We start from the raw sequence: 22,664 nt of genomic DNA, 5'->3' as shown, positions 1-22,664 counted from the left end.
ACGCATCCAGCTTAGCCGGCACGCGTATCCCGCTACAATCAGCACATGTCGCCCGAAGCCGTCGCCCCAGCCCCCCGCCCCTCCCTGCAACGTCTATTCCTCACCGGCCTGCTGACCCTGCTGCCGATCTGGTTGACCTGGGTGGTCGTCAAGTTCGTATTCGTGCTGTTGTCCGGCATCAGCAGCCCACTGGTGGTGCCCCTGTCCGAGCGCATTGCAGCGTCCTTCCCCGACTCCCTGGGATGGGTCAAGGCCGAATGGATGCAGGACATCATCGCCCTGTTCGCCACCTTGCTGGTCATCGTGCTGGTCGGCTTCCTCAGCCGGCGGGTGATCGGCCAGCAATTGCTGCGCTGGTTCGGCGCGGTGATCCGCCGCATCCCGTTGGCCAGCATCATCTACGACAGCGCCAAGAAGCTGCTGGACATCCTGCAGACCAAGCCAGGCAGCACCCAACGCGTGGTACTGATCGACTTCCCGCACCGGGACATGAAGTCCATCGGCCTGGTGACGCGGGTGATCCGCGAACAGGGCACTGGCCGCGAGCTGGCCGCCGTCTACGTGCCTACTACCCCGAACCCGACCTCGGGCTATCTGGAGATCGTCCCGGTGGAGCTGCTGACCCCCACCGATTGGAGCGTGGACCAGGCAATGAGTTTCATCATCTCCGGCGGCGCCGTCGCCCCGGATACCGTGCCTTTCACCCGCGCGGGCGATCGCTGAGCTTGCCCACCACTGCTCCAGGGGGGAGACCCCCGCTGGAGCTTCGGTGTCCTTCCGGTGATCGTTTGATTCGTGTGCTGGCACCCAACGGGAGCGGCCCCAGGGCCACCATCGCCTAACTCGCTGCTGACCACCCCTTGGCCGGGCCCGGCCTTCCGCGTATTCACCAAGCGCCGCGCCTAGCGGCAAACCGTGTAATCGGGCAAGCTCCCCGGCTGATGTATTTGCGGAACACCTGATGCCTTACAGCTCGTTGCGCCTGTTGGCGCTGGCCCTTGCCTCGATCATGACCCTGTCTGCAGCGGCACCGGCCGATGCCGCCAAGAAGAAGAGCCAGCGCGGTGCATCCGCGCAAAGTCGCGCCAGCAGCAGCGCCCGCGCCCGCAGTGCGGCGGGCCCTGCGCCCCGTCGCGCCGCAGCAACACCGGCGCCACTGCCGATCCGGCAGGACAATCCCGCCAAGCTCAACCGCATCTACGACGAGTACTGGGATGCCTCGATGCGGCTAAACCCGCTGCAGGCCACCTTCCAGGGCGATGCCCGTTACAACGATCAGCTGCCCAATTTCCTGTCAGCGGCCTCTCGCCAGCAATCACACGACTTCATGGTCGAATGGCTGGGCAAGGTTGAAGCCGTGGGCCCGGCCGGCCTGCAGGGGCAGGACCTGCTCAGTTACGAGATTTTCGTGCGCGATGCGCGCGTGTCCCTGGCCGGTGAGCAATACCCGACCTGGCTGCTGCCGATCAACCAGTACTACAACCTGTCCAGCATCATCGCCGTGCTGGGTTCAGGCGCGGGTGCGCAGCCGTTCCGCACCGTCAAGGACTATGAAAACTGGTCCAAGCGTTCACTGGGCATACCGGCCCTGTTCGACCAGGCCATCGCCAACATGCGCGAGGGCATCGCCGCCGGGGTTGTGCAGCCGCGCTCGCTGATGGAAAAGGTGCTGCCGCAGCTGGATGCGGTGATCAAGCCCACTGCCGAAGAGACCTTGTTCTGGGGCCCCATCCGCACCCTGCCGGCTGATTTTTCCGCCGAGGACAAAGCCCGGCTCACCGCCGAGTACAAGCGCATGATCGAGTACCGGATCATTCCGGCCTATCGCTCGCTGCGCGGTTTCATCGCTACCGAATACATGGCCGCCGCGCGCACCACCGACGGTATGAGTGCGCTGCCCAACGGCCAGGCCTGGTACACGCACAATGTGGTCAGCAGCACCGCGCCAGGCCGCACCCCCGCCGAAATCCACGCGCTGGGCGAACAGGAGGTCAAGGATCTGCAGGCACGCATTGCCGCGGTGATGAAGGCCGCCAAGATCCGTGGTTCGATGCAGAAAGCCTTCACCTCGATGCGCAATGATCGCCAGTTCGTCTACCGCGACCCCAGCGCCTTGCTTGCCCGCTACGCCGAGGTTGGCCGGCGCGTGGATGCGGTGGTACCCACCTTGTTCAATGAGCAACCCAAGGCCAAGCTCGAGATCAAGGCGGTGGAGCCGGACCGCGCCGCCACCACCAGTGCCGCCAGTTACCAGCCTGGCAGCGCCGACGGCCAGCAACCCGGTGTGTTGTACGTCAATACCGGCGACCTGCCATCGCGCAAGCGTTGGTCGGTGACGATGCAATACCTGCACGAGGCCATCCCCGGCCATCACTACCAATTGGGCGCACAGCAGGAGCTGACCGCGCTGCCGCGCTTCCGACGCCTGGGTGGCGACGTCGCCTTCGTCGAGGGCTGGGGCCTGTATGCCGAATCGCTGGGCCAGGAGCTCGGCCTGTACGACGATCCTTACGATCAGTTGGGCTACCTGCAGACCACCTTGCTGCGCACCGTACGCCTGGTAGCCGATACCGGACTGAATTCGGCCGGCTGGACCCGCAAGCAAGCCATTGATTACATGGTCAGCAACGCGGACATTCCAGCCAGCGACGCCGCTGCCGAAGTGGAGCGCTTCATGGCCCTGCCCGGCCAGGCGCTGGCTTACCGGGTCGGTGAAATCAAGATCCGCCTGCTGCGCGACAAGGCCAAGGCCGAGCTCGGCGACCGCTTTGATGCACGCGAATTCCATCACGAAATCCTCAAGGATGGCTCGATGCCGCTGGACATTCTCGAAGCCAAGATCGACCGTTGGATCGCCGCCAAGAAAGCCTGACCCGCCACCAAGGAGCCGCCATGCGACGCTGGAAACCCCGACTTGCCCTGCTGTGCCTGTTCGCGTGTTCCAGCCTGGCGGCCGCCGCGCCACTGACGCCCCCGGACCCGGGCGTGGATGCGCTGATGCAGCGCTATGACGGCCAGGTCCCCGGCGCCTCGGTACTGGTGCTCAAGGACGGCGAGCCCGCATTCCGCCGCAGCTACGGGCTGGCAGTGCTGGAAGACGGCACACCGGTCACCCCGGCCAGCAACTTCCGCCTGGCCTCGGTCAGCAAGCAGTTCACCGCCGCCGCCATCCTGCTGCTGGCCGAGGACGGCAAGCTGGGCATCGACGACCCGTTGAAGAAGTGGCTGCCCAGCCTGCCGGCCGTCGCCGACACCATGACCCTGCGCCAGCTGCTCAGCCACACCAGCGGCCTGATCGATTACGAAGACCTGATGGATCCGGCCGACAGCCGTCAGGTGCATGACATCGACGTGCTGCACCTGCTGGAGAAGCAGGACCGCAGCTATTTCGCACCGGGCAGCGATTATCGTTACAGCAATGGTGGTTATGCCTTGCTCGCACTGATCGTTGGCAAAGCCTCGGGCACCGACTTTGCCAGCTTTCTGCGGCAGCGCATCTTCCTGCCGCTGGATATGCGCAATACCTACGCCCACCAGGATGGCGTGGATGAGGTGCCCAATCGCGCCTATGGCTATAGCGAGGTCGGCGGCCGCTGGCAGCGTACCGACCAGAGCACCACCAGCGCAGTGCTGGGCGATGGCGGTATCTATTCGTCGATTGATGACCTGGCCAAGTGGGATGCGGCGCTGTATGACCAGCGCCTGTTGAAGACCAGCTCGCTGCAGCTTGCCTTCAGTCCGGCAACCGCAACCAAGGAGCCTGATGTACCGTTCTATGGCTTTGGCTGGCGCATCAATGGCGACGCCCTATGGCATAGCGGCGAGAGCATAGGCTTCCGCAACGTGATCGTGCGTTACCCCAAGCAGAAACTGACGGTCATCGTGCTGAGCAACCGCAACGAGCCCGAACCCTATGCGCTGGCCATCGATATTGCCCGCCGCTGGCTGGATGCCGCGCGATGAACCTGCTGCGCGGCATCCATCATGTGGCGGTGATTGCATCGGACTATGCGCGCTCGCGCGATTTCTACGTGCGCATACTCGGACTTGAAGTCATTGCCGAAAACCATCGCAGCGCGCGCGACTCCTGGAAGCTGGATCTGCGCCTGGCCGATGGCAGCCAACTGGAGTTGTTTTCCTTCCCCAACCCGCCGCCCCGGCCCAGTCGGCCAGAAGCCCGCGGCCTGCGCCATTTGGCCTTCCGGGTTGCGCAGCTGGACGACGTTGTCGCCCACCTGCAGCACGAAGGCGTGACCTGCGAGCCGATCCGCGTGGACGAATTCACCGGCCGCCGCTTCACCTTCTTTGCCGACCCCGACGATCTGCCCCTGGAGCTGTACGAAACGCCCGCACCGTAGTGCTGAGCCATGCTCGGCAGAGGCGTTACCCGCTAAACAGCAAGGCAAAGCCAACCCCTCCCCAACCCTCCCCTTTGCTGCGCAAAAGGGAGGGGGCAAAAGCCATTCTCCGCCGCTTGTAGCAGCGGCGTCAGCCGCGAAGCCTGTCGGCCAACAGCGTAAGGCCCCCTCTCCAGCGCCCCCCTTGCTGCGCAAAAGGAGGGGGCGAAGGTCACATTCCGGCTCTACCCCCGTCCCTGGACCTAATGACTTCCGGCGTATTGCCGTAAGCCCGCCCGTAAACGACTGTTGCGGTCATCATCCAAGGAGAGGTCCGGTCCCATGCTGCAGATCCGTGGTTTGTCGAAAACCTACGCCAATGGCGTACATGCACTGAAGAACGTCGATCTCGACATTCCGCGCGGCATGTTCGGCCTGCTTGGTCCCAATGGTGCCGGCAAGTCCTCGCTGATGCGCACCCTGGCCACCCTGCAGGAAGCCGATGCAGGCAGCGCCACGCTGACTACCGCCGACGGCGCCAGCATCGACATCCTGCGCGACAAGGACGCGCTGCGCCGCAAGCTCGGCTACCTGCCGCAGGATTTCGGCGTCTATCCCAAGGTCAGCGCGCTGGACCTGCTCGATCATTTCGCCGTGCTCAAGGGCCTGACCGCGCGCAAGCAGCGCAAGGAAGTGGTCGAGGGCCTGCTGCAACAGGTCAACCTGTGGGACGCGCGCAAGCGCAAGCTCGGCACCTATTCCGGTGGCATGCGCCAGCGCTTCGGCATTGCCCAGGCGCTGCTCGGCAACCCGCAATTGGTGATCGTCGATGAGCCCACCGCCGGCCTGGATCCGGAAGAACGCAATCGCTTTCTCAACCTGCTGGCCGAGATCGGCGAGAACGTGGCGGTGATCCTGTCCACCCACATCGTCGAGGACGTCACCGACCTGTGCCCGACCATGGCCATCATGAACAAGGGCGAGGTATTGCTGACCGGACGACCAGCCGAGGCGATCAACGCACTGCAGGCGCAGGTATGGCGCAAGCAGGTGGCCAAGGCCGCGCTGCCGGACTACGAAAGCCGCTTCACCGTGTTGTCGACGCGTCTGGTCGGCGGTCACCCGGTGATCCATGTGTTTGCCGACAGCTGCCCTGAAGCGGGTTTTGAGCCGGTGGCGCCCGGTCTTGAGGACGTCTACTTCCAGCGCCTGCGCCTGCAGGCGCAGGCCGCCTGACGGAGACGACCATGACCTTCGCCTTCCTGCGCTTCGAGCTGCGTGAGCAGCTGCGTTCTCCTTTGCTATGGCTGCTTGCCGTACTGTTCGCGCTGATCGCGTTCGGCGCCGGCGCCAGCGACGCCATCCAGATCGGTGGCGGCATCGGCAATGTGCATCGCAATGCACCGTCGGTAATCACCACCCTCATGACCTCCTTCACCCTGATCGGTCTGCTGGTGGTCACCCTGTTCGTCAGCAATGCCTTGCTGCGTGACTTTGAACTCGGCACCGCGGAGCTGGTGTTCTCCAGCCCGATCAAACGTCGTGATTACCTGCTGGGCCGGCTGGGCGCTGCCTTGCTGGCCAGCCTGCTGATGTACGTCATCATCGCCGTGGGGCTGTTCATCGCCCAGTTCATGCCATGGATCGATGCCGCTCGGCTCGGGCCGGTATCGCTCAAACCTTACCTGTGGTCGTTCGCCTTCATGGTGGTGCCGAACGTGCTGTTCACCACCGCCTTGCTGTCGCTGCTGGCGGTGACCACCCGCAACATCCTGTGGGTATACATCGGCGTCATCGTGTTCTTCGTGCTGTACGGCGTCAGCCGCGCCCTGCTGGCCGATATCGACAATATGCGGATCTCCTCGCTGCTCGATCCGCTCGGCATGCGTGCGATGGGCCAGGCCATGCGCTACTGGTCAGCCGAAGAACGCAACACCGGCCTACCCGCCTTCACCGGCTATCTGCTGGAAAACCGGCTGCTGTGGCTGGCGGTGACCGCAGCGCTGTTCACGGCGACCTTTGCCCTGTTCCGCACCGAACGCAGCGGCACCGGCCGCAAGCGCGGCAAGAAGGCCGTCAGCGTTGCCACCACCGACGGCAAGCGCAGCAATGTGGTCGCCCCCAAGGTCACGCCGGACTTCACCGCCGCGACCGGCTGGCGGCAGCTGCTGCGCCAGGTGGGTTTCGACGCGCTCGGCGTATTTCGCAGTGCGCCGTTCCTGGTGTTGCTGGTGCTGGGCATGGCCAACTTCATCCCCAGCGCCCTGCACCGCCGCACGATGTACGGCACGCCCAGCTGGCCGGTGACCTCGCAGATGCTGGAAGCACTGCAGGGCAGTTTCAGCTTCCTGCTGATCATCATCGTCTTGTTCTACGCCGGCGAACTGGTCTGGCGTGAGCGCAGCGCGCGCATCGCCGGCATCAGCGATGCCATGCCGGTGCCGAACTGGGTGCCGCTGCTGGGCAAGTTCCTCACCCTGGTTGCGGTCGTATTCGCCTTCCAGGCCGTGGGTGGGTTGACCGCAATCGCCATCCAGCTGAGCAAGGGTTATACCCAGATCGAGCCCTTGCTCTACTTCAAGACGCTGGCACTGGATTCGGTGGTCTACATCCTGATGGGCGGCATGGCGCTGGTGCTGCAGGTGCTGAGCAACAACAAGTTCATGGGCTATGCCCTGCTGATCCTGTTGCTGATCGGGCAGTCGGTGCTGGGCATGCTGGACTACACCCAGAACCTGTACAACTTCGGCAGTTGGCCGATTGCGCCGTATTCGGACATGAACGGCTACGGCCATTTCCTGAGCGGGCAGTTGGCCTTCCAGGGCTACTGGGCGCTGTTCCTGTTGGCCTTGTTGTTGCTGTGTGCAGCCTTGTGGGTGCGCGGTGTGGATTCGGGCTGGCGTCAGCGCCTGCGCCTGGCCAGACAGCGCCTGCGCGGGCCATTGGGTGCTGGGCTGGCCGCCGCCACGCTGGCGTTCATCGCCTGCGGCGGCTGGCTGTACTGGAGCACCAATATCCGCAACGAGTTCATCTCGCCGGACCAGATGCTGGACCTCCAGGCCCGCTACGAGCGCGAGTACCGCAAGTACAAGGATCTGCCGCAGCCGCGCATCGTCGCCATCGACAACAGGGTCGACCTGCATCCGGAGACCCAGTCGGTGCGCATCGATGGCGTCTACCGGGTGCGCAATACGCATTCGGCTGCCATCCCCGACATCCATGTCGTGATGGGCGACGACAAGACCTTGGCCAGCATCGAGCTGGGCGGCGCCAAGCTGACCACCCACGACGAGCAGTTGGGCTACCGCATCTATCATCTGGATACGCCGATGGCGCCGGGCGAGGAACGTGATATCCGCTTCACCGTGGACATCCATCCCAACGGCATCACCGCCGACCAGGCACAGACCCAGATCGTCGACAACGGCAGCTTCTTCAACAGCCGCGTGCTACCGGCTTTCGGCTACGACACCGGTGCCGAGATAAGCGACCGCAACGAACGCCGCAAGCGTGACCTGGGCGAGCCGACGCGCATGCCCAAGCTGGAGGATGAGGCGGCGCGTGCCAATACCTACATCTCCAACGATGCCGACTGGCTGGATTTCCGCAGCACCATCTGCACCGCGCCGGACCAGATCGCACTGGCCCCGGGCTACCTGCAGAAGGAGTTCGAACGCGACGGCCGCCGCTGCTTCAGCTACGCCATGGACCGGCCGATGCTGAACTTCTACGCCTACCTGTCGGCACGCTGGACGGTGAAGAAGGCCGCGTACAAGGACATCCCGATCGAGATCTATTACGACGCCAAGCATCCTTACAACGTGGATCGGATGATTGAAGGCGTACAGAAGTCCCTTGCCTATTACGAAGCCAACTTCAGCCCGTATCAGCACAAGCAGGTACGCATCATCGAGTTCCCGGGTTATCAATCGTTCGCGCAGAGCTTTGCCAACACCATTCCTTACTCGGAGTCGATCGGCTTCATCGCCGACCTGCGCGACAAGGATGATGTCGACTACGTGTTCTATGTGACCGCGCACGAAGTGGCGCACCAATGGTGGGCACACCAGGTCATCGGCGCCAATGTGCAGGGCGCGACCGTGCTGTCCGAGTCGCTGTCGCAGTACTCGGCGCTGATGGTGATGGAGAAGGAATATGGGCGCGGCCATATGCGCCAGTTCCTGAAGGACGAGCTGGACAACTACCTGTCGGGCCGCGGCGGCGAAGATGTAGAGGAACTGCCGCTGTATCGGGTGGAGAACCAGCAATACATCCATTACCGCAAGGGCTCGGTGGTGTTCTATCGCCTGCGCGAGGAAATGGGCGAGGAAGCCCTAAACCGTGCCCTGTCCCGCTTCATCCAGGCCAAGGCGTTCCAGCAACCGCCCTACACGACCTCTGCCGAGCTCCTGCAGTTCATCCGTGCCGAAGCCAAGCCCGACCAGCAGGCATTGATCACCGACCTGTTCGAGAAAATCAGCTTCTATGACAACCGCGTGGTCGAGGCCAACGCCAAGAAGCGCGCCGATGGCCGCTATGACGTGACCTTGCAATTGCATGCTGACAAGCGCTATGCCGATGGCGTTGGCAAGGAAACGCAGGGCACGCTGGATGACTGGATCGAAGTAGGCGTGTTCGCCAAGGGCGCTTCCGGCAAGGAGCGCGATGAGAAGGTGCTGTACCTGCAGCGCCACCACATCACCGCGGCTGCGCCCAGCATTACCGTCACCGTCGACCAGAAGCCCGACGAGGCCGGTTTCGACCCGTACAACAAGCTGATCGACCGGGTCTCGGCGGACAACCGCAAGCGGGTGACCGTGCAGTAAGCGGCGCGGTGTGCGCCCCGCTTTTGCTCAAAGCCCCTCTCCCGCCTGCGGGGTGAGAGGAGCAGCTTGCGAACCATGGTTCGCTGCTCCTCGAACGACCTTGCGCTGGCGCAAGGGCCGGGGCGCGGAGCGGGGGTTGGGGTGAGGGCAGCTTTTGGAGTATTACCGGTAAAGCCCCTGCCGAGCATGGCTCGGCACTACAGACCCGCTTTTGCTCTTGGCCCCTCTCCCGTTCACGGGAGAGGGGTTGGGGTGAGGGCAGCTTTTGGCGCATCACCGGGAAAGCCCCCTGCCGAGCATGGCTCGGCACTACACCGTCGTCCCGGATGCACCGTGCCCACCCGGACTACCGACTTGGCCCAGCCAGAACCTGGCTGAATGCCCGGCTGCAAATCTGCTGCACTGCGGATTCCGTACGGGACCGAATGCGGTTACATTCGCCCCGTAACAGCGCCGTCGGCGGCTGATCAAACCCACCCTGGGAGGGGAATCATGCGTACTACTTTCAAGACCCTGCTGCTGGCCCTGCCGCTGCTGGCCGCCGGCTTCTCCGCCAATGCCAGCGACAGTGCCGCCGGCCGCTGGCGCACCATCGACGACGAGACCGGCCGGGTGAAGTCCATCGTGGAAATCACCCAGGCCGCCAACGGCACCCTCAGCGGCAAGGTGCTGCAGGTACTGCAATCCGAGCAGGGCCCGCACCCGGTCTGCAACAAGTGTGAAGGCGCCAACAAGGGCAAGCCGATCGAAGGTATGACCATCCTGTGGAACCTGCGCCCGGACGGCACCAACGAATGGGCAAACGGCACCATCCTGGACCCGGCCAAGGGCAAGACCTACAGCTCCAAGGTCGAGCTGGTCGACAACGGCCGCAAGCTGGACGTATCCGGCTGCATCGCCTTCATCTGCCGCACCCAGACCTGGCTGCGCGACCAGTAAGCCGTTTGAAGCCTTTGCTTGAAGCCCCTCTCCCTCTGGGAGAGGGGTTGGGGTGAGGGTAAGACGACGAAGTCGCTACCCGTTCAATGGCCTGCCTTGGCCCCGCACCCTCATCCGCCCCTACGGGGCACCTTCTCCCGCAGGGAGAAGGAAACAAGCAGCCCCGGCCTCCCCGGGGCTGTCGCTTTTCAGCCATGCGATAATCCGCCATTCCCCCGCTGCAAATGATGGCCATGACCCGCAACGCCCTAGTCACCAACGCCCTGCCCTACGCCAACGGCCCGCTGCATCTTGGCCACCTGGTGGGCTACATCCAAGCCGACATCTGGGTGCGCGCACGGCGAATGATGGGCGAGAAGGTCTGGTACGTCTGCGCCGACGACACCCACGGCACGCCGATCATGCTGGCCGCCGAGAAGGCCGGGGTTACCCCGGAAACCTTCATCGCCAACATCCAGGCCAGCCATGAGCGCGATTTCGCGGCCTTCGGCGTGGATTTCGATCACTACGATTCGACCAACTCGGCAAGCAACCGCGAGCTGACCGAAGCGCTGTACGCCAAGCTTGATGCCGCTGGCCATATCAGCCGCCGCTCGGTGGCGCAGTTCTATGATCCGGCCAAGGGCATGTTCCTGCCGGACCGCTACATCAAGGGCACCTGCCCGAAGTGCAAGTCGCCCGATCAGTACGGCGACAACTGCGAGGTCTGCGGCGCCACCTACGGCCCCACCGACCTGATCGACCCGCACTCGGTGGTCTCCGGGGCCACCCCGGAAATGCGTGACTCGGAGCACTACTTCTTCGAAGTCGGCCGCTTCCAGGAATTCCTGCGCGAGTGGCTGGCCGGCGATGTCGCCCTGCCCGGTGTGAAAGCCAAGCTGGCCGAATGGCTGGATGCCGAAGGCGGCCTGCGCGCGTGGGACATCTCGCGTGATGCGCCCTACTTCGGTTTCGAAATCCCGGGTGCGCCGGGCAAGTACTTCTACGTGTGGCTGGACGCGCCGATCGGCTACCTGTCCAGCTTCAAGAACCTGTGCGCCAAGACCGGCGATGATTTCAACGCCGTGCTGGCCGCCGGCAGCAACACCGAGCTGCACCACTTCATCGGCAAGGACATTGTCAATTTCCACGGTCTGTTCTGGCCGGCGGTGCTGAAGGGCAGCGGCCTGCGCACACCGACCAAACTGCACGTCAACGGCTACCTGACCGTGGACGGCGCCAAGATGAGCAAGTCGCGCGGCACCTTCATCATGGCCCGCACCTACCTGGATTCGGGCCTGGCACCGGAAGCGTTGCGTTATTACTTCGCCGCCAAGTCTTCCGGTGGCGTCGATGACCTCGACCTCAACCTGAGCGACTTCACCGCCCGCGTGAATGCCGACCTGGTAGGCAAGTTCGTCAACCTGGCCAGCCGCTGCGCCGGCTTCATCACCAAGCGCTTCGACGGCAAGCTGGCTGACGAGCTGCCGGACCCGGCCCAGTACGAGCGCTTTGTCGCTGCACTGGCACCGATCCGCGAAGCCTACGAGCGCAACGATGCAGCCGCTGCCATCCGCCTGACCATGGCGCTGGCCGACGAAGCCAACAAGTACATCGACGACACCAAACCCTGGGTCATCGCCAAGCAGGAAGGCGCCGACGCCGAACTGCAGGCAGTCTGCACGCAAGGCCTGAACCTGTTCCGCGTGCTGGTCACCGCACTGAAGCCGGTGTTGCCGGCCACCGCGCTGCAGGCTGAGGGCTTCCTCAATGCCCCGGTGCAGGGCTGGGACGACATCACCAAGCCGCTTACCGCACACACCATCGCCGCCTATGTGGCGCTGTTCACCCGTATCGACCCGAAGATGATTGACGCAATGACCGACGCCTCGAAGGACACCCTCTCCGCCCAGCCGGCCACCGACGCCAAGCCGGCCAAGGCTGAAAAGCCCGCAAAGGTTGAAGTGAAGGCCGAGGCCAAGGCCGAAGGTGAAGCTTCCGCCTATATCGGCATCGATGATTTCGCCAAGCTCGACCTGCGCATCGGCAAGGTGCTGGAATGCGGCTTCGTCGAAGGCTCGGACAAGCTGCTGCGCTTCCTGCTGGACGCCGGCGACCTGGGCCAGCGGCAGATCTTCTCCGGCATTCGCGGCAGCTATGCCGAGCCGGAAACGCTGGTCGGCCGCAACGTGGTATTCATCGCCAACCTGGCCCCGCGCAAGATGCGCTTCGGCCTGAGCGAGGGCATGATCCTGTCGGCCGGCTTCGACGGTGGCGCGCTGGCATTGCTGGACGCCGACAGCGGCGCACAGCCGGGCATGCCGGTACGTTGATGGCAGCGGCGCGCCAGCCTGGCGCGCCCTTCCCGACCGGATCAGACCATGCAGCTGGCGCTGTTCGATTTCGACCACACCATCACCGTCTGTGACACTTACAGCCGGTTCCTGCGGCGCGTGGCCACACCGGAGCAGCGCGCGCAGGCATGGTGGCGGGTGGGGCCGTGGTTGCTGGCCTACCGGCTGAAGCTGATCTCGGCCGAACGCATCCGTCGGCGCGTCACCTCGCAGGTATTCACTGGCCGCCATGCCGGTGAAATCAGCCAGATGGCGCGTGACTATGCGCGTGAGCACCTGCCTGAAATGGTGCGCCCGGAGATGCTGGAGCAGATCCTCTGGCACAAGGCGCAGGGCCATACTGTCGCGGTGGTTTCCGCCTCGATCGATCTGTATCTGCAGCAATGGTGCGACACGCTTGGCCTGCAGGTGATCTGCAACCGGCTTGAAGTGCAGGACAATCGCCTGACCGGCCGCTACGCCGAAGGCGACTGCGGCCCCCGCAAGGTGGCCTTGATCCGCAAGCATTTTGACCTGAACACATTCCTTCGCATCCACGCCTATGGCGACAGCAGCGAAGACAAGCCGATGCTGGCACTGGCACACGAACGCTGGTATCGCGGCAAATGCCTGACCTGAGCCTCTCTCCTTCCGGCAGAGGGGTTGGGGTGAGGGCAAACGGCAGGACTCTCAAATGATTACCCAACCCTCATCCGACGCTGCGCGCCACCTTCTCCCGCAGGGAGAAGGAACAGTTGCGCTGGTCGAACGCCTGGACCGGGTGCTGCCGCAAACCCAGTGTGGGCAGTGCGGCTACGACGGCTGCCGCCCCTATGCCGAGGCGATGGCGGCCGGCAGCGCGGGCATCGATCACTGCCCGCCCGGCGGGGACGCCGGTGCGCGTGCACTTGCCCATATTCTCGGCGTGCCCGCCCTGCCCTACGACCGCAGCCGCGGCGAGCACAAACCGGCGCAAGTTGCGCTGATCATTGAAGCCGACTGCATCGGCTGCACCAAGTGCATCCAGGCCTGCCCGGTGGACGCCATCGTCGGCGGAGCGAAGTACATGCACACCGTGCTGGCTGACCTGTGCACCGGCTGCGAGCTCTGCATTCCACCGTGCCCGGTGGATTGCATCGAGATGCTGCCAACCTAGAAGCAGGAACTGGAAACGAGAAAACGGGGGCCGATGCCCCAGCGTTTACTGCGTTACTCGTTCCTGGCTCCTACGCTGCTGGACGTCTCAGGGCACCGCAGCGGTGATCACGATCTCGATCTTCCACGCCGGGTTGGCCAGCTTGGCCTCGACGGTGGCGCGCGACGGCGTTGCGCCCTGCGGCACCCACTTGTCCCAGGCTTCGTTCATGCCCGGAAAATCGGCGATGTTGGCCAGGAAGATTTCCGCGCGCAGGATCTTGCTCTTGTCGGTCGGGGCCAGGCGCAGCAGATCGTCGATGGCCTGCAGCACCTGCTCGGTCTGGCCAACGATATCGGCGCTGGTATCTTCCGGTACCTGGCCGGCCAGATAGGCCACGCCGTTGTGGATGGTCATTTCCGACATGCGCGGGCCGGTATCGAAGCGCTGGATCATGAAAGTACTCCTGTGTGATGGGTGTACCCCATTGTGACCTCAACCAGAGGTTTCAGGCGTTTCTTTGCCCACATTGCGCCACAACATGCACGCCACCGCGGCCAGCCACACCACTACAGCAGCAATCACCGCCTTCTGGCCGAGCCCACGTGGGCTTTCACGCCACAGCACATGCAGCCACAAGCCGGCGAAGGTGAGCCACGCCCACCACCATGCCCAGCGAGCGCTATCGCGCCAACGCGGATCACGGCCAAAACACCAGGCCTGCAGCAGCATGGCTACGCTCACGCACAGGAACGCCGTCTGCGCGGCCAGCCCATGTACCAGCGGCGCCAGCACGGGGTGGTAACGCGGCAGCCAGCTATCGCCTATCGCAACCGTCGCCAAGCCCAACGCTGCCGCGCAGAACAGTGCCGGGGGCAAACCACGTCGCACATCGACACGCGTCTGCGCGTATACCGCCCATGCAAGCGCAGCGATGGCCGCAGCCAGCACGCAGTATGCGGTGCGCAATGCCAGGCCATGGGGTCCATGCAGGTAAAGACTCAGCGTCGCACGGGTCCAATCAAGATCCGCCCTGGCGAACTGCAAGGCGACAACCAGCGCGATGAACATTACGCAGACCAGAAACACCCCGCCGGCGATGATGCGTACACAGGACACGCGGGTCGTCGGGGGCGCGGCGACCGGTTTCACACGGCTGCGTCCGTTTCATCCGGATGGCGCGCTTTCCAATCCGCCAATCGCTGCCGGTACAACGCCAATTCATCGGCGTAAAGATCCAGCACGCACAGCGGACAACCACTGCCACAGCATTCATTGGGGCCGGGTGCCTCGGGCGGCTGGGGGCGCGGATCGCTATCGATGGTGTCAGGAACGTTCATCGCTTCAAGGACTACGCCGCTGGCGGCAACTAATCAGCGCCCATTCTAGCGGGGCCACTACCCGCTGACGCGGCGCAGGTTTGCGCGGGCCTGCGCATCGTAGCGATCGTGGAAGAAATCACTGAAAAAAATCCGCGGCTGCGCCAGGACCTTCTTCAGGAAGCGCCGGCGATTGATACGGAACAGGAAGCCCGGCACCTTGCCCTGGTACTCCTCGGCGATGCCCCGGTCATAGGCATCGAACACCGCATCCGGTGCTCCCAGGATGGCCATGTCGCTGTCCAGGAACAAGGCGGTGTCGGCGTCCAATCCGTCAGCCGTCAAGCTGCCATGCCGCGCGGTCAGCTCGATCAGCGCCTTCACCTGCGCCACATCCACCGCCGCATCCGGCAACCAACGCTGGATCCCCGCAACAGCAAGCTCTGCCGAGCGCTGCTCGTTGTCAGCACGGCCAGCTTCGTAGATCGCATCGTGGTACAGCACCGCAAGCAGCACTTCCAAGGGCTGATGCCAGCCGGGACCGGCGGCGACATCGCGATAATGCTGCAGCAAGGCCTGCACATGGCCGTAGTTGTGGTACGCCCGTGGCGGTTGCGCGTAGGCGGTCCTGATCTCGGCCAACAGCGGCGGCGGCAAGGTCTGCAGCAAGTCGTTCATGGCGGCATCTTGGCACGAAGCAACGGTCGGGAAGTGTGCCGGACCATACCCACTGTCTCTCAACGGACCGGTCCGGTGCGGCCCGCTCAACCCAGATCCCAGCGCCCTTCGATCTGGTAGCGGCCCTGTCCCAGGAAACTGCGCACCAGCACGAACTCGCGCACGAACCAGCGGAAAGGCTGTACCGGCTGGATCGGCATCCGCCGTTTGTCCCAGAGCAGGGTCATGTGCGGGGTGAAGCGCGGGTCGAGCTTGCCGCCCACGCCGTGCAGGCAACGGGCCAATTCTTCATGCAGCCCGTTCAGCAGTTCGGCGCCGTACTCGCTGCGCAGCACGAAGGGGTTCTGCCGGCCGCCGGCAAAGCTGCCCACCTGGTCGAAGCAGACCTCGAACTCGGGCATGCGCACCCGCGCCGCGGCCTGTCGCACCTTGGGCAGCAGGCTGGGAGGGAGGCCTGCGTAGTCGCCCAGGTGATGCAGGGTCACGTGCAAGCGCTCCGGGGCCAACGGCTGCCCGACCAGGCCATGTTCCTCGCGCAGACCATCGGCCAGTTCTGCCACGCGCTCGGCCGTCATCGGGTCCGGCATCACGGCAAAGAACAGGCGCTCGGTTGGAATGTCACTGCCCAGGCCCAGTGACATCTGGGCCTCGGTGGAGGAAAGGTACTTCGTCATGGTCTGGTATCGAAAGCTGGCCGCCGTACCCGCTCCGTTGCGTCGGCCAATACTGTCTGGGGCCGCGGATACTAGCAGACCCCACCCCCCGGGGTCCGCCCATGACCAAAATTTGACCACCGGCCAGCAAGCCCCGCACCCCAAGGGCTGCCATGGGTTATCCACATGTTTGTCCGGGTCTGGTCCACACCCTCTGTGGATTTGTGCAGCCTGCACCCCCAACCGACACGGACAGGCATACACTGCGGCCGCTGCCACTGCCTTCTGGTGATCGCCATGATCGGTTGGAATGCGTTGCTCCTGCTTGCCATCAGCGCCGGCGCAGCCGCGCAGCCGCTGTCCCCGCCACCAGCGGATATCCCTACGCCGGACCAGGTGATGGCGCTGCCCGCCGACGCCCGCGCCCTGCTGCAGGAAAAGGTCGTACATGCCACCAACTCCCCCGAGCAACGGCTGCAGCGCCTGGTGGAACTGGTGTTCCGGCCAGAGAGCTCGGGCCTGGGCTTGGAATACGACACGGAAGCCACCCTGACCGTCGCCGAGACCTGGCGGCAGCGACGCGCCAACTGCCTCTCCTTCACCCTGCTGTTTGTCGCCCTGGCGCGCGAAGCAGGCCTGGACGCGCGTATGCAAGAGGTCGGCCAAGTGGTGACCTGGTACGAGGACCAGGGCCTGATCTTCAACGCCGGGCACGTCAACGTGGGGATGCGGCTGCACGGGCGCCAGGCCACCCTGGACCTGGACAGCAACGTGCTCTACGACCGTCGGGGTCCGCAGCCGATCAGTGATGCGCGCGCCCTTGCCCACTTCTACAACAACCGTGGTGCCGAGCAACTGGCCCAACACGACACCACCGCCGCACGCGCCTATCTGCAGGCCGCGTTGCAGATGGACCCCCGATTTGCCGCTGCATGGAGCAACCTGGGCGTGCTGGAATCACGCAACAACGACCTGGACGCGGCAGCGAAGGACCTGGAAACCGCACTTTCGATCAATGCCAACCACGCCCCTGCCCTGCACAACGCAACCAAGCTGTACCAGCGGATGGGCGACAGTGCACGGGTCGCGCAATTGCAGCAGCGGCTGCAGCGCAGTCAGCAGCGCGATCCGTTCTATCAATTCCTGCAGGGCACCCTGGCTGAAAAGCAAGGCAACTATGCGCTGGCCACCCACTACTACCAGCATGCCGTACGTCTGTATGGCAGGGCCCACCAGTTCCATTTCGGGCTGGCCAGGGTCTATTTCCTGAGCGGCAACAACCGCCTGGCGGAGCGCGAGATGGCGCGCGCGCGCGACCTGGGCGGTACGGAACGCTGGCGCACTGTCTACCAGAGCAAACTCGACGGCATCCGCCGCCTGGAAGCGCGCCACGCGGCGCGCTGAACGTGGCTCAGGCCTTGCGCAGGAAGCAGGTCTTGAGCACCAGGCCCTTGATCTTCTCGGAGTTGCCTTCGATATGTTCGGCATCGTCCTCGACCAGGCGGATGTTGCGGATCACCGTACCCTGCTTGAGCGGGATCGAAGAGCCCTTGACCTTCAGGTCCTTGATCACCGTCACCGTGTCACCGGCGACCAGCACGTTGCCGTTGCTGTCGCGCACCACCACGCTGGACTCCGCTGACTCGCCCGGGGTCCATTCGTGGCCGCAATCGGCGCAGATCCACAGCGCACCGTCGGGATATACGTTCTCCAGCGAGCATTGCGGACAGGAAGTGATGGGCATGGGAGGCTCCCGGGCGACAGAATGGCCGCCGATTGTAGCCGTTCAGCCAAGGCCGCTCACACCGTCGCCACGTCCGCAGCGGGAAAGTGCGGGCGCGGCGGCCAGCGCCGCGTCAGCGGAATCGCGTCGTGGCAAAAAGCAGTGGCTCGCGTTTCGTCATCTACGTTGCCTTGGCCGGCAATCTCGGCATCGCCGTGGCCAAGTTCATTGCCGCTGCCATTTCCGGCAGCTCGGCCATGCTCAGCGAGGGCGTGCATTCCCTCGTGGACACCACCAACGAAGTGCTGCTGTTGCATGGATTGAATCGCGCCAACAAGCCGCCGGACCGCAATCACCCGCTGGGCCACGGCCGCGAGCTGTACTTCTGGAGCTTCATCGTCGCCGTGCTGGTGTTCGCCATGGGCGCCGGGGTGTCCCTGTACGAAGGCATCTCGCATTTACGCAACCCCGAGCCTGCCGGCAACCCCACCATTGCCTATATCGTGCTGGCGATATCGCTGGTGTTCGAAGGCACCTCCTGGTGGGTGGCGCTGCGGGAGTTCCGCGCCGGCAAGGGCCGTTACGGCTATTTCGAGGCTTTCCGCCGCAGCAAGGATCCCAGCACCTTTACCGTACTGCTGGAAGACAGCGCGGCCCTGCTCGGCCTGCTGATCGCACTGGCGGGTCTTGCCGGCGCGCAGTTGCTGGATATGCCCGAACTGGATGGCATTGCCTCGATCGGCATTGCCGCGGTGCTGGCGGTGGCGGCATTCCTGCTGGCGCGTGAAACCAAGGGCCTGCTGATCGGCGAGCCGGCACACCCTGAACTTGGCCAGGCACTGCTGCAACTGGCACAGAGCGACCCGGACATTGAGAGCGCCAACGGCATCCTGACCGTACAGGTGGGCCCCAACCAGGTGCTGGCAGCACTGAGCGCCGCCTTCGACGACAACTGCACCACGCCACAGATCGAGGCCTGCGTGAGCCGCATCGAGCAGGCGGCGCGCCAGCGCCACCCGGAAATCGTGGCGCTGTTCGTCAAACCGCAGACACCACAGGCCTGGCAGGCCCGCCTTGCCTCGCTGGAGCGCCCCCCAGCCGACCAAGCGTGAAGCCGGCCGCACGCGACCGTAGTAAAGTGCGCGGCCGATTCAGCAGCAAGACGTGCAGGCAACATGAAACTCGGCATCGACTTTGGCACCAGCAACTCGGCCGCCGCCGCCCATATCGACGGCAAGGTGGTCCCGGTGAGCTTTGGTGACGCACAACAGTTCCGCACCACGGTGTACTTCCCCGAGGTGATGCGTGACCCCAATGATTTCGAGCTCACCCCGGCGCTGGAGCAGCAGGTCGATGACCTGATCGAATCCGGCCGCCGTGATGCACGCGCCGCCGGCAACAGCCGCAGCCACGAGCAACTGCGCAGCGATGCAATCCGCGTGGTGCGCCGCCAGTGGATGGAAGAGCGCATCCGCGAGCCGCGCAGCTCCACCACGCTGCTGCAGAACGCGGTGTACGGTGACGACGCGCTGGAGGCCTACTTCGAAGAGAACGAAGGCAACCTGGTGCAGAGCCCCAAGTCGATGCTGGGCTACAACCTGCACCCGCGTGCCAAGCAGACCATCACCGGCATCGCCACCCACATTCTTGAACATATCCGCCTGACTGCCTCGCGCCAGCTGCAGCGCAACGTGCGCAGCGCGCTGCTGGGCCGTCCAGTGCAGTTCCGTAGCTCCATTGGCGCGGCCGGCAATGACCAGGCGCTGGACATCCTGCGCAGCGCAGCCATGGCAGCGGGTTTTGATGAGGTGGATTTCCTGGAAGAGCCCGCAGCGGCGGCAATGCACTACCACGCCGTCAGCAGCGTGCGCCATGAGGCGGTGATCGTCGACGTAGGCGGCGGCACCACCGACATCGCCCACGCCAGCGTGGGGGGCAGTGATGCGCCACAGATCCATCGCGCCTGGGGCATCGCACGCGGCGGTACCGACATCGACCTGGCCTTGAGCCTGGCCGGCTACATGCCACTGTTCGGCCGCGGCATCACCCGCGTGCCGGCCCACCACTACGTGGAAGCGGCGATGGTGCAGGACATGACCCGCCAACGCGATTTCCGTCAGCACAACTACGATGCGGTGGAGCTGCCCTACGGCCCGCGCCTGCAGGCACTGCAGGACACCGGCAACACCGCGCGCCTGTACCGCGCGGTGGAGCAGTGCAAGATCGGCTTGAGCAGCCAACCCAACCACCGCAGCGGGCTGGACTTCATCGAAGCAGGCCTGTCGGTCGACATCGATGCCCCGCACCTGGCAGCAGCAGCCGGCGGCTATCTGTCCGAGCTGGAAACCTTGCTGCAGCAGGTGCGTGCTGATATCGGCCACGATCCGGCCGCGGTGTTCCTGACCGGTGGCATGTCACGTGCCGGTTACATCCAGCAGGCAGCAGCGGCAGCGTTCCCGAATGCCAAGCTGGTGCACGGCGACCCCTCGTTCGGCGTGGTGCAGGGCCTTGCGCTGGCCGCTGCGGCAAACACCGCAGGTGTGGGAGTGGCGTAAGCGGCCACGCTGCAGCGCTCAAAAGCGAAGAGCTACCCCTCCCCAGCCCTCCCCTTGCCTTCGGCAAAGGGAGGGAGCTTGAAGCCCGCCTCCCCAGCCCTCTCCTTGCCTGCAGCAAGGGAGGAACGGGTGCATCAGCGGTCCAGACTCACCCGCACGCTGCCCGAATGGGACTGGATCGAAATATCGCCATCGCCGCCACCGATGCGAGCATCAAGATTCTTGCCCGGTCCGTAACGCGGGGTCTGCACCTGCCCCACATCAGACCGGATGCTGCCGCTGAAGCTGCTCACCTTCAGCTGCGCCGAGGTACTGGCCGGCAGGCTCAGCGACACCGAGCCACTGACCGTCTCCAGGTTGACCCGGCCGCCGGGCTGCAGACCTGCGCTACGCACACCCAGGCTGCCGGACACCGACTCGGCATTGAGCCGTTGCACGCTGGCCAGGTCCAAGGTGATGCCGCCGGACACGGTATTGGCCGACACTTCGCCACCGCTGCCACCGGCTGCATTGATCGAGCCGCTGACCGTGGTGGTATCCAGCCGTGAGGTGCGCAGCTGCGAACGGATCTGGCCGCTGACCGTGGTCAAATCCGCCTCACCGGCGCGCCCATTGGCAGTGAGGTTGCCGCTGACGGTGTTGACCTGCAGGCGACGCAGATCGACCTCGCCCACGTCCACCGCCGCACTGACGGTGCTGGCCTGCAACTGCGCGGCGCGCGGCACCCGCAGTTCCAGCACCGCACCACGATTGCTGGTGCGGTTGTGCGGATAGACAACCTTCAGTGCAACCCGGTTGGCACTGCTTTCCACTTCCAGGCGCTGGCCATCACCCAGCGAGCCGGTCAGCTGCACCTCGTTGCGGTCCCAGCCACGCACGGTGACCGAACCGGCAACATTGCTCAGCTCCACCCGGCCGCCACTGGAGAGCGGCAGGCTGCGGTTGACGGCGGTCTGTGCGAACGCGCTGGCCAGGGGCGCAAGCAACAGGGCTGCTGCCAATAGACGCTGCAAAGAAACATTCATGAGGGGCTCCTTCAAGTCGAAATTCCGGTCGGGTTGACGCCCTTGCGGGTGAGTTCCAGCCGCAGCGCATAGGTACGCTGCAACTGTCCAAGTAGAAACGTGGCATCTGGACTCTGCGCGATGGCGCTGCGGATGCTGCCAGCGCTCTCATCCAGTTCGCGCAGTGCCGGTTGCAGTTCCACCGGTACGCTGTCATGCGGCATGCTCGCCATCGCCTGCCGGTACTGGTAGGTGATGGTGTTGGCCTGCCGCTGCAAGGCGGATTCCTGCATTGCCATCGGCGCCGCAGGCGGTTGCGGTTGCCACCACATGGCGGCACTGGCCAGTACCGCCACGACCACCACCGCTGCAGCGGCATAGCGCAACCAAACCCCGCCCCGCGCGCGCCCGGCCGAGGTGGGCGAAGAGGACCTCGGCGCCGCTACGGGCGGTTGCGCGCGCGGCACCTGCTCCATTGCCGCAGCAACGCGCTGCCAGACCGCAGCCGGCGGCACCCGCTCAGCAGGCAGGCCCCGCAGGCGCTGTGCCAGCGGATCGTCGTAATCGTGTTCGTGCGCATTCATTGCGTATCTCCCAACCGCGTGCGCAGCAAACTCCGCGCGCGGTGCAACTGTGCCTTGGAACTGCCAACTGCCATCTGCAGTTCCACGGCGATTTCCTGGTGTTTCCAGCCTTCGATGTCGTGCAGCACCAGCACCGCTCGTGCACGCGGCGGCAGTGCCAACAACGCGCGCTCCAGGTCCATGCCGGTGGCCTGGCAACGCGGGGTATCCGCCATTCCAGCCAGCACCTCCATCCCGGTCTCTCCGATATCCAGCGACTCGAAGGTGGTCGCGCGCAGTTCCATCAGCGCGGTATTCACGGCAAGACGGTGCAGCCAGGTCGCCAGCGCGCTCTCAAAACGGAACTGCGGCAGCTTGCGCCAGGCCTGGATGAAGGTTTCCTGCAGCACGTCCTCTGCCCGCGTCGCGTTGCCACCGCACAACCGCCACAGCAGCGCATACAGCCGGGGGGAATGACGCCGGTAGATGCGTTCGTAGGCATGGGTGTCGCCGGCGGCCGCGGCGCGGGCCAACGCAGCGTCGTCCACGGCGGGCGATGAAGAGGCGGCAGCGGGCATGGTGGTGTCGAGCATATCCATTGGATGCGTCGAGCAGGCAAA

At 64.6% G+C, this 22,664-nt stretch carries 22 protein-coding genes; 13 read left to right on the top strand and 9 right to left on the bottom strand.

Annotated elements, in window-relative coordinates:
* Positions 1 to 45 precede the first annotated feature (45 nt).
* The 10 genes from RT460_RS02565 (at position 46) to rnfB (ending at position 13,570) form a co-directional block, all read left to right on the top strand.
* The gene (locus RT460_RS02565) at positions 46 to 723 is read left to right on the top strand and encodes a DUF502 domain-containing protein (RefSeq protein ID WP_313316969.1); all 678 of its coding nucleotides are present in this window, start codon (positions 46 to 48) and stop codon (positions 721 to 723) included.
* Between the two features lie 238 nt (positions 724 to 961).
* Positions 962 to 2,872, top strand: coding sequence for a DUF885 family protein (locus RT460_RS02560; protein ID WP_313316968.1), 1,911 nt, complete (start codon positions 962 to 964; stop codon positions 2,870 to 2,872).
* A gap of 20 nt (positions 2,873 to 2,892) precedes the next feature.
* On the top strand, positions 2,893 to 3,963 hold the full coding sequence (locus tag RT460_RS02555) for a serine hydrolase domain-containing protein (RefSeq protein WP_313316967.1): 1,071 nt from the start codon (positions 2,893 to 2,895) through the stop codon (positions 3,961 to 3,963).
* Positions 3,960 to 4,358: a VOC family protein gene (locus RT460_RS02550; protein ID WP_313316966.1), complete on the top strand. Its 399-nt coding sequence runs from the start codon at positions 3,960 to 3,962 to the stop codon at positions 4,356 to 4,358. Before RT460_RS02555 ends, RT460_RS02550 begins: the two co-directional genes overlap by 4 nt.
* A gap of 321 nt (positions 4,359 to 4,679) precedes the next feature.
* Positions 4,680 to 5,573 carry an ABC transporter ATP-binding protein gene (locus tag RT460_RS02545; RefSeq protein WP_313316965.1) on the top strand — a complete coding sequence of 298 codons (894 nt, stop codon included), beginning with the start codon at positions 4,680 to 4,682 and terminating at the stop codon, positions 5,571 to 5,573.
* Between the two features lie 11 nt (positions 5,574 to 5,584).
* Positions 5,585 to 9,163: a M1 family aminopeptidase gene (locus tag RT460_RS02540; RefSeq protein ID WP_313316963.1), complete on the top strand. Its 3,579-nt coding sequence runs from the start codon at positions 5,585 to 5,587 to the stop codon at positions 9,161 to 9,163.
* A gap of 492 nt (positions 9,164 to 9,655) precedes the next feature.
* Positions 9,656 to 10,102, top strand: coding sequence for a DUF2147 domain-containing protein (locus RT460_RS02535; protein ID WP_313316962.1), 447 nt, complete (start codon positions 9,656 to 9,658; stop codon positions 10,100 to 10,102).
* Positions 10,103 to 10,335: 233 nt separating this feature from the next.
* Positions 10,336 to 12,414 carry a methionine--tRNA ligase gene (gene metG, locus RT460_RS02530; protein ID WP_313316961.1) on the top strand — a complete coding sequence of 693 codons (2,079 nt, stop codon included), beginning with the start codon at positions 10,336 to 10,338 and terminating at the stop codon, positions 12,412 to 12,414.
* Between the two features lie 48 nt (positions 12,415 to 12,462).
* On the top strand, positions 12,463 to 13,053 hold the full coding sequence (locus RT460_RS02525; protein ID WP_313316960.1) for an HAD family hydrolase: 591 nt from the start codon (positions 12,463 to 12,465) through the stop codon (positions 13,051 to 13,053).
* A 55-nt stretch (positions 13,054 to 13,108) separates the two neighbouring features.
* Positions 13,109 to 13,570 (top strand): Rnf electron transport complex subunit RnfB, encoded by a 462-nt coding sequence (gene rnfB / locus RT460_RS02520; RefSeq protein ID WP_313316959.1) that lies wholly within the window; start codon positions 13,109 to 13,111, stop codon positions 13,568 to 13,570.
* Positions 13,571 to 13,657: 87 nt separating this feature from the next.
* On the opposite strand, the gene RT460_RS02515 is transcribed toward rnfB, so the two are convergent.
* The 5 genes from RT460_RS02515 to thpR form a co-directional block, all read right to left on the bottom strand.
* A complete protein-coding gene (locus RT460_RS02515; protein WP_313316958.1) occupies positions 13,658 to 14,005 on the bottom strand; it encodes a RidA family protein in 348 nt (115 codons plus the stop codon).
* 39 nt (positions 14,006 to 14,044) lie between these two features.
* Positions 14,045 to 14,620, bottom strand: coding sequence for a DUF998 domain-containing protein (locus RT460_RS02510; RefSeq protein WP_313317076.1), 576 nt, complete (start codon positions 14,618 to 14,620; stop codon positions 14,045 to 14,047).
* 77 nt (positions 14,621 to 14,697) lie between these two features.
* A complete protein-coding gene (locus tag RT460_RS02505) occupies positions 14,698 to 14,889 on the bottom strand; it encodes an oxidoreductase-like domain-containing protein (protein WP_313316957.1) in 192 nt (63 codons plus the stop codon).
* A 57-nt stretch (positions 14,890 to 14,946) separates the two neighbouring features.
* The gene (locus RT460_RS02500; protein ID WP_313316956.1) at positions 14,947 to 15,546 is read right to left on the bottom strand and encodes a hypothetical protein; all 600 of its coding nucleotides are present in this window, start codon (positions 15,544 to 15,546) and stop codon (positions 14,947 to 14,949) included.
* Positions 15,547 to 15,632: 86 nt separating this feature from the next.
* Entirely contained in the window at positions 15,633 to 16,220 is a 588-nt protein-coding gene (gene thpR / locus RT460_RS02495; protein WP_313316955.1) for an RNA 2',3'-cyclic phosphodiesterase, read from the bottom strand.
* Between the two features lie 276 nt (positions 16,221 to 16,496).
* Here thpR and RT460_RS02490 point away from each other — a divergent pair, with 276 nt between their 5' ends.
* Positions 16,497 to 17,603: a tetratricopeptide repeat protein gene (locus RT460_RS02490; RefSeq protein WP_313316954.1), complete on the top strand. Its 1,107-nt coding sequence runs from the start codon at positions 16,497 to 16,499 to the stop codon at positions 17,601 to 17,603.
* A 7-nt stretch (positions 17,604 to 17,610) separates the two neighbouring features.
* On the opposite strand, the gene RT460_RS02485 is transcribed toward RT460_RS02490, so the two are convergent.
* Positions 17,611 to 17,943, bottom strand: coding sequence for a zinc ribbon domain-containing protein YjdM (locus tag RT460_RS02485; RefSeq protein ID WP_313316953.1), 333 nt, complete (start codon positions 17,941 to 17,943; stop codon positions 17,611 to 17,613).
* Positions 17,944 to 18,071: 128 nt separating this feature from the next.
* On the opposite strand from RT460_RS02485, the gene RT460_RS02480 reads away from it, so the two are divergent.
* Together RT460_RS02480 and RT460_RS02475 are read left to right on the top strand one after the other, a co-directional pair.
* Positions 18,072 to 19,034, top strand: a complete 963-nt coding sequence (locus tag RT460_RS02480) for a cation diffusion facilitator family transporter (RefSeq protein ID WP_313316952.1) — start codon at positions 18,072 to 18,074, stop codon at positions 19,032 to 19,034.
* A 63-nt stretch (positions 19,035 to 19,097) separates the two neighbouring features.
* Positions 19,098 to 20,477 carry an Hsp70 family protein gene (locus RT460_RS02475; protein ID WP_313316950.1) on the top strand — a complete coding sequence of 460 codons (1,380 nt, stop codon included), beginning with the start codon at positions 19,098 to 19,100 and terminating at the stop codon, positions 20,475 to 20,477.
* Between the two features lie 134 nt (positions 20,478 to 20,611).
* On the opposite strand, the gene RT460_RS02470 is transcribed toward RT460_RS02475, so the two are convergent.
* From RT460_RS02470 to RT460_RS02460, 3 genes are read right to left on the bottom strand one after another with little or no spacing between them, the layout of a single operon-like run.
* Positions 20,612 to 21,502: a DUF4097 family beta strand repeat-containing protein gene (locus tag RT460_RS02470; protein ID WP_313316949.1), complete on the bottom strand. Its 891-nt coding sequence runs from the start codon at positions 21,500 to 21,502 to the stop codon at positions 20,612 to 20,614.
* A gap of 11 nt (positions 21,503 to 21,513) precedes the next feature.
* Entirely contained in the window at positions 21,514 to 22,065 is a 552-nt protein-coding gene (locus RT460_RS02465) for a hypothetical protein (protein WP_313316948.1), read from the bottom strand.
* Entirely contained in the window at positions 22,062 to 22,637 is a 576-nt protein-coding gene (locus RT460_RS02460) for a sigma-70 family RNA polymerase sigma factor (protein ID WP_313317075.1), read from the bottom strand. The genes RT460_RS02465 and RT460_RS02460 overlap by 4 nt, the downstream gene beginning before the upstream one ends.
* Between the last annotated feature and the right edge of the window lie 27 nt (positions 22,638 to 22,664).

The sequence above is a fragment of the Stenotrophomonas sp. genome, from assembly GCF_032061965.1.
In the GTDB taxonomy this organism is placed as follows: Bacteria; Pseudomonadota; Gammaproteobacteria; order Xanthomonadales; family Xanthomonadaceae; genus Stenotrophomonas.
Note: the sequence above shows the minus strand (reverse complement) of the source record. Positions and strands in the feature narration are given on the sequence as shown.